The organism is Streptococcus sp. A12, assembly GCF_905372335.1.
Taxonomy (GTDB): domain Bacteria; phylum Bacillota; class Bacilli; order Lactobacillales; family Streptococcaceae; genus Streptococcus.
This window is the reverse complement of sequence record NZ_CAJPOU010000055.1, coordinates 1-7,556: the sequence shown is the minus strand read 5'-3', so window position 1 is coordinate 7,556 and position 7,556 is coordinate 1. Positions and strand designations below refer to the sequence as shown.

The following is a 7,556-nucleotide window of genomic DNA, read 5'->3' as shown; positions in this document are numbered from 1 at the left end:
TACTGAGAGAAAGCGCCACTTGCTTATCTTGTTCTGCTTGGCTTTCACTATCCCAAGCTCGCTAAAAAAACGCCATAAGCCTTTCTTTCTTGACTAGTATTATAGCAGATTTCTACTCTAGTGTAAACCAAAAACAAGTCCGAAAGAGGTGTTTCAGACTTGTTGCAAATCCTTTCAAAGAAAGGTGACTGTTATGGGCGTTTTACAACCTTTGGTTTTTTCCCATTTAATTTTTTCTTAGCAGCTTTAACCTCAGCTAATACCGCCTTGACTTCCTGTTGACTGGCACCAGGATTAGCCAGTACAGCTTGAGCGCGGATAAAGGCTTGTAGGTAGTTTACCTTCACCTTATCTGCTGCATAGATAAACTTCGCATTCTTAGCTTGGAACTGGAGTTCTGCCGCAATCAATTTCTTAAGACTTGAAAAATCAGTTGTTTTACCATTTAGCTGTTGATCAGCCGCCTGGTAGTTCGCAAGTGCTTGGTTGATTTGCTCTTGTGTCACACCTTCACGGACGAGCAAGAGAGCCAATTCCTTAAAGGTTTGGTCAAAGGCACGTCGAGCTGAATCCTTAGCGTTGGCATAACGACCTGTTTTTGAGGTTACATCATAGGCAGCAATGGCTGATTTTAGCGCTGTAAAATCAGACTCTTTCCCGTCTAATTGACTCGTAACCAATCCAAGATTTGAAAAGATTTGGTTAACTTCTGCTTGTGATAACTTAGCCGCAAGAGCTTTCTGAGCTTCTTGATAAGCTGCATCATAGGCTAAACGTTTTTCACTCTTTGCATTAAAGTACTGAGGAGTGCTGGTCAAGTTCGCTTGTTGAGCCAACAATTGTAACAATTGGGTCTTAATGACTACAGAAAGTTTTGCGAGATTGTTTTGGTCCGCTAGAACTGTCACAGTTGGTGCATCCTCAAGCAACTCATAACCTGTTGGTAGACTGACTGAAATCGTATAGGTTCCAACTGGGACATCTTTTCCAAAAGCATTCTTGCCATAGCGTTGAACTGGAAGAACAAAGGTTTCACCAGCTTGATTTTTCAAGACAACTGGTGTTGTTCTTGGTACTGCTTGATCAAAGACCAGGCTCAAAGGTGCAGTGACAATCTCTTTGGCCAAAAATTCAATGGTCTTAAAGCTGTCCTCTGCAGTGATTTCAAATTTCTGAGTTCGTTCGCTGACAAGTTTCAGATCTGATTTGTCATAGGCAAAGAGTTCTGCCACATAGCTACCAAACTTAAGGAAATTAATTTCTTTCCCCTTGTCTAAGTTGACATACTGTCCTTGATCATCCTTGATACGGTAGACAAAATCGGTATCTAATTCTTTATGTGTATCGGCATCTAGGACTGACACCTTAATCCGCCCACTATCTTCACTACCAGCAAAATCAGCAAGAGAGGCAAAGTCGCGGTTTCCAGCGTAGTCTTCTACCACATAGTAAAGTAAGTCTTTACTGATTCCTTCTGGAAGAGTATAGCCACCATCTTCATTTGCCGTTAAATAGACACGGTTTTCAAAGCGACTGGTCTTCCCTAGGGCGTCTTTCCCCTCCTTAACCAAGGTTCCTTCTTCATCAAAGGCCTTGACATAGAAGACTTGCTCTCGTAAGATTCCACCATTGCCAATATCTTTTGTTTTACGAGCATAGAAGGTTTCTACCCCATCCTTCTTGGTCGTATAACCTGAAGTCAAGACTGGTTTTTGGGTGTCGATTTGGAGATTAAAGCGAACAACTTGCTCTTCTGCTCCTGGAACGGCTGGCGTATAGCGAACTTCATAGACATAGTGACCATCCGCTACCTTTTCACCCTTGGCATCCGTTCCTTCCCAAGCCGTATTGTCGACTAGATAAGATCGTTTCCCACGTCCGTCAAAATAATTCTTACGAGCAGAGAAAGATCCTGTACTTGACCAAATTGGATTAGCAAATGCTTGATCATCTGCCTTGTAGACAGCTGCTTTCATATTTTTTAGGTTTCGCAAGACGACTGCACGATACTGCACATAATCTTTGTTCCCATCTCCATCTGGAGAAATAGCCAGACGGACATTTCCATCAGCATCCAAGTGGAGGACGTTCAAACCTTCTGGTGTTTCCACTGTTCCAAGAACGATTGGGCTTCGTTCTGCTGTTTCCTTCTTAGCAGTCGTATAGAGCACATCATTCGCGTTTGAAACTAAAGAGGTGACGTTCGCATTGGATGGCACGTGTTTGCTTTCTGGAACATCATAGTAGAATCCTGATTTCCCTTCTCTTACCAAGTTGTAGATTGGTTTTTCAACCGCAGGGATATCTTGGAAGGAACCACGGAATCCCATAAATGGAATGCTAACCACATCGCCGTCATCTGCTGGGTCCACAAAGCGAACAAAGCCTTCTAAGAAGTAACCGTTCGGCATCAATTTAGTCAATTCTTCTGCAAACTTAGATGCATCGACAGTCACCGTCACTGTCTGACTACTATGGGCTTTTACAGTTACATTTGGCCATACAGTCTCTGTTAATTTCCGTGGCTTCAAGGTAAAGTGATCGTCTTTTACATCGTCGGTAGTGGTATTCACAATCATCTTCAACTCTCTGTCAGTATCAGAAATATTATGAACAGTCACATCAAAACTGAATCGATCTTCCACATTACCAAGCGTAACACTTGGGTATGCATCTTCATTTGTTACATATAAATCTGTTGAGACGGCTGCAGCAGTATCTACAATCCCTGCCCCTTGTTGACGTACTGAAGTGTAGGCGCCCGTTTCTTTGTTAAAGTGCGGTTTTGCAGTTGACATGATCAAGGCCTTGACCGTTGCAGATAGCTCCTCTGGTGAAAGTTCTGGATGGTGAGCTTGGAGGTATTCCTTCACCAAAGCCGATACCCCAGCCACATGAGGAGAGGCCATACTGGTTCCGCTCATACTGCCATAGCTATTGTCATTTAGTGAAGAGAAGATTGATCCACCAGGTGCAGTAACATCTGGTTTCAATTGTCCATCCGTTGACACTCCCCAACTAGAGAATTCAGACATTTTTCCTGCGTCAGGGTTTGGACGGTTATCCAAACTACCGTCAAAGACTATCTTGTAGTCTTTGTCTTTGATGGCTTCTCCGTACCGCTTAGAAATAAATACCGCAGGAATCTTTCTCGCATCGCCTTCGAGGCCCATTTTGACATTCGCGCCTTCGACACTATTGTAAATGAGGGCGCCAATCGCTCCTTTTTTATAGACATTAGCGACCTTATCTGAGAAGGTGATTTCACCACGTTTGATGAGGGCGACTTTACCAGTCAAATCGAGACTTTCTAAATCACTCTCACGCCCCAAACCAGCATCCACATAGTCATATTCTTTCCCATTTTCAAAATTAGCATCTGTTTCAGCTGCTGTATAGGTAAACTTCCCTTTATCCAAGTCGGCATTGTCTTCCAAACCACGTACTGTAAAGACTTCTTCTGTTACAAATGAATCATTTACTGAGGCAACTGAAATAGACTCTTCTACGGTTGAAGGACTACCCACGACACCGTAATCAGGGTTTTCAGCACTTGGGTTGTCATAACCGTATCCATATGTATTGCTATTACCTGCCGCGATAATGACGCTAACTCCTTTTGCGCGTGCTCGTTGGATTGCTTCTCTGACAGCAGGACTAGCATTCACTGTAGATCCTGTCCCAGATCCTAAACTCATATTAATGACATCGGCTCCCAATGCCACTGCGTCATCAATCGCTTTTACATAGACAACATCGCTGGTGGATCCACTACGATCAGAGAAAACCCGCATAAACATCACTTGGGCTTCTGGAGCAACTCCATATACGTAGTTGCCATCCCCAGCTTTTTTGTCAGGGTTCCCAGTCGCGATCCCTGTTACGTGCATACCGTGTGAATCATGGTCTTTTTCTTTGATATTGTCATCTCCGTCCATATAATCATAGGCAAAGACGACCTTATCGTTGTACCATTTTCCGTAGTCAATTCCCGCTGCTTTTTTAGCAGCTTCTAATTCTGTTTGATTTTTAAATTTCCCTTTTGTAGGATCTGAAATCCGCAACACTTCATGGTAGACATCTAAACCAGAGTCAATGACTGCAACAACAGTCCCTTCACCCTTGTAGCCTTTTTCCCAAGTTTGGGGCACATTAATAATCGTATTGCTGCTGATACTTAATGGCTTATCTTCAGCTTTCTTTTCGGTTCTTGCTTCCGATACAGGTTTAGCCTCACTCTTCTCCTCTGTTGAAGAAGGTTTTGCTTCTGTTTTTTCCTGTCCTTCGGATGCTTTTTCTCCAGTTTTTTCTACAGTTTTTTCTTCGGTTTTAGTTACGACTTCCGCTTGCTTTTCAGTAGCTTGAGCCTCTGTTTTTGCTTCCTGCGCAAGGACTTGGCTATCTGATTCGACAGATGGAGTTGTTGCCCCTTTGTCTGAGGAGACTGGCTCGTTAACAACTTTACCATTTTCAACTACTGAGCCTGCAGTCTGCTCACTTGCCTGATTCGTTACAGGAGACGCAGACTCACTTGGCGATACTGGATTTGCTTCTGCAGATGCAACGACTGCAGTCTCTGGCTGTTTCGCTTCATCAGCACTTACATTCCCTGCTCCAAAGACAAGAACAGATCCTAACAGCACCGATGCAACACCAAACTTATATTTTCTCAATGAGAAACGCTGTTTACTCATAAAATTCCCCCTATATACTAAATTATTCTTATTATACTCCTAATTTTTCAGAAAATTCACTCAACATTAACTTTGTTATCAAATTGTAATATTTCCGCACGATATCTTTAATTAGTTATTTTTCGTTTGCTTTTTGTGGTTTCGATATTCAAATACTTAGATAACTAAAACAAATTGTTCGTTTTTCCATCTTATTACACAAAAAAGACAGCGAGAGTAACCTCTCACTGTCTATAAATAAACGATCTTAAAAGTCTTTAGTGTCTGGGTCTGGTGCTCCCGCCTCTACTGGGATCTTCCGAAGGAGCTCACAGTCTTCTGGGGATAATGAAATCGCAAAGCATTGTAGGTTACTTGCAATGCGCTCAGGAGTCACTGACTTGGGCAAAGGTAAAAATCCTTCTGCTAGACTCCAGGCCAACAGAAGCTGGGCTGGTGTCACGTCATACTGTTTAGCCAATGTAAGGACTGTCTCATTTTGAAACAACTCTCCTTGGCCAAATGGCCCCCAAGCTTCCAATAAAATTCCTTTATCACGGCAATAACGGACTACTTCCTCTTGATAGACTCCAGGGGCCAAGCGGATCTGATTGACTGCCGGAAGAACTTTTGCACTCTCCAACAAAGCATCCAGGTGATGGGGCAGGAAGTTACTCACACCAATAGAACGAATTTTTCCTTCTGCCTGCATATCTTCCATGGCTCTCCAAACCTCACGATTCCGTTCTTTCCAGGCCTCATTTTCTCTGTGAGTCACAGGATTTGGCCAGTGGATGAGGTACAAATCGATATAATCTAGTCCCAATTTGTGCAAAGATTCTTTTAGGCCATTGACAGCATCCTCATAGGTGTGACGATTATTCCACAACTTAGTCGTTACAAAAATCTCATCTCTTGGAATACCACTATCTTTGATAGCCTTTCCGACGCTTTCTTCATTTTGATAGATGGCTGCCGTATCAATATGGCGATAGCCCGCTTCTAAGGCTGCTTTTACTGCTTGATAAGCTTCCTCGCCATCTTTCGCCTTCCAAGTACCAAAACCAAGTACAGGAATGTGACGTCCGTCATTCAGTTTGTAGCTCTTCATCTTATTTCCTGTCACTTTCCTTTGTTTTTTTCACCAGACTTAGAAGTCTTCGCATTCAAGCGCAACTTTGGCTTAAAGATATTTTCCTTCGGCTGCACCATCGATTTGCTAAAGAAAGCATAGAGTAAAAAGGCACTACCTGCCACTAGGATGACGGGACTACGGCGCAACATACCGTAGATAAAGAAAAACAAGCCCATCAATAAAAAACGTACGTTTATCTTATTCATAAAACTACCTCGCGATTCAATTACTTTCATTATACCATGTATCAGAGCAAAGAGACAAATGGCTAGGTCAAGGAATCCTATTCAAATAAGCTGAGACTCTCATCTCAGCTTATGGAAGAAATTCAATTTTTAGTCTGGCGAAAGCAAGCGATTCGTAGTTGAACCTCTTTTTCACCATTAGGCTTCAAATCGTTTTTGGCCATCCAAGAAGGTTGCTACCAACTCTAAATCTTTATCCAATACAATAAAGTCAGCGTCATACCCTTCACGGATTTGGCCACAGACATCATCAATATGGACAGATTTAGCAGGGTTGAGACTTGCCATCATGACCGCTTCATGAGGATTGGCAATGCCCCACTCAACAACATTCTTCAATCCATCTTTAAGCTTCAAGATCGAACCAGCCAGATTCCCTGTCGATTTCAAACGGGCTGTTCCATTTTCTACGACAACAGGGAATTCACCCAACATGTAGTCGCCATCTTCCAATCCACCAGCTGTCATACAGTCGGTGATCAAGGCAATATTTTCCACTCCTTTTTGTTTGAGAAGGATGTCGCAGGCTTTTGGATCAACGTGATGGCCATCACAGATTAACTCTGCATAAGTATGAGGAAGTTGGTACATAGCCCCAACCATTCCCAACTCACGGTGCGTCAAACCGCGCATTCCGTTATAGGCATGTACCCAGACACTAGCCCCAGCATCCACTGCTTTTTTGGCTTCGTCAAAGGTTGCATTGGAGTGACCAAGCGCAACCGTTACCCCTTCTCCTGTCACTGTTCGGACAAAGTCTTCTACACCATCCCGCTCAGGAGCAAGGGCAATTTTATTGAGCAAACCGTTGGCTGCTTTTTGCCATGCACGGAATTCATCCATTCGAGGATCTTTCATGTAGGCTGGATTTTGTGCCCCTTTGTACTTCTCTGTAAAGTAAGGTCCTTCAAAGTAAATACCACGAATCTTAGCACCAGACGCTTCTTGGTATCGTGCTCCAATGTTTTCAGTGACTGCTAATAATTGCTCATAAGAAGAGGTCAAGGTTGTTGGCAAAAAGCTAGTGACCCCTGTGCTCAAGAGCCCCTCACTCATAGTATGAAGGGTTCCCTCGATGTTGTTGTCCATAACGTCAACTCCACCAAATCCATGGATGTGCGTATCGACCAAACCAGGAGCAATACTATAGCCTGTATAGTCCAAAACAGTAGCTCCCTCTGGTAGCTGATCTACATGTTTCCCAAATTTGCCATCGACAATTTCTAGATATCCTCCCTTACGAATGCCATGGGGATAAAAGAATTGATCTGCTTGTATATAAGTTGTCATGGTGATTTCCTTTCTTTTTCTACCGATATATTCATACACATTATAATCCTTTGTACTGCATTTGTAAATGGTCTAGACCTATTTTATTTAAATATATTAATATTCTCTATAAATACGATAAAAAATCCAGTTTTTTTGAGCTGGATTTCAGATTGAATATAAAGTCTTCTTTAAAACTTTCCTTAGGTGAGTACGGACGTCAGCGAACTTCTT

4 protein-coding genes are annotated in these 7,556 nt (G+C 42.7%); all 4 read right to left on the bottom strand.

Features of this window, described 5'->3' with window-relative positions:
- Nucleotides 1-191: 191 nt before the first annotated feature.
- On the bottom strand, nucleotides 192-4,694 hold the full coding sequence (locus QZ158_RS06955) for a S8 family serine peptidase (RefSeq protein ID WP_293887017.1): 4,503 nt from the start codon (nucleotides 4,692-4,694) through the stop codon (nucleotides 192-194).
- A 247-nt stretch (nucleotides 4,695-4,941) separates the two neighbouring features.
- Nucleotides 4,942-5,784, bottom strand: a complete 843-nt coding sequence (locus QZ158_RS06950; RefSeq protein WP_293887015.1) for an aldo/keto reductase — start codon at nucleotides 5,782-5,784, stop codon at nucleotides 4,942-4,944.
- 11 nt (nucleotides 5,785-5,795) lie between these two features.
- The gene (locus QZ158_RS06945; protein WP_293887013.1) at nucleotides 5,796-6,014 is read right to left on the bottom strand and encodes a hypothetical protein; all 219 of its coding nucleotides are present in this window, start codon (nucleotides 6,012-6,014) and stop codon (nucleotides 5,796-5,798) included.
- A gap of 177 nt (nucleotides 6,015-6,191) precedes the next feature.
- The gene (gene nagA, locus QZ158_RS06940) at nucleotides 6,192-7,343 is read right to left on the bottom strand and encodes an N-acetylglucosamine-6-phosphate deacetylase (RefSeq protein WP_006597080.1); all 1,152 of its coding nucleotides are present in this window, start codon (nucleotides 7,341-7,343) and stop codon (nucleotides 6,192-6,194) included.
- Nucleotides 7,344-7,556 lie beyond the last annotated feature (213 nt).

What these genes read in the sequence shown, in the direction of transcription:
- QZ158_RS06955 (WP_293887017.1), bottom strand. Translation starts at nt 4,694, where the DNA reads ATGAGTAAACAGCGTTTCTCATTGAGAAAATATAAGTTTGGTGTTGCA.
- nagA (WP_006597080.1), bottom strand. Translation starts at nt 7,343, where the DNA reads ATGACAACTTATATACAAGCAGATCAATTCTTTTATCCCCATGGCATT.
- QZ158_RS06945 (WP_293887013.1), bottom strand. Translation starts at nt 6,014, where the DNA reads ATGAATAAGATAAACGTACGTTTTTTATTGATGGGCTTGTTTTTCTTT.
- QZ158_RS06950 (WP_293887015.1), bottom strand. Translation starts at nt 5,784, where the DNA reads ATGAAGAGCTACAAACTGAATGACGGACGTCACATTCCTGTACTTGGT.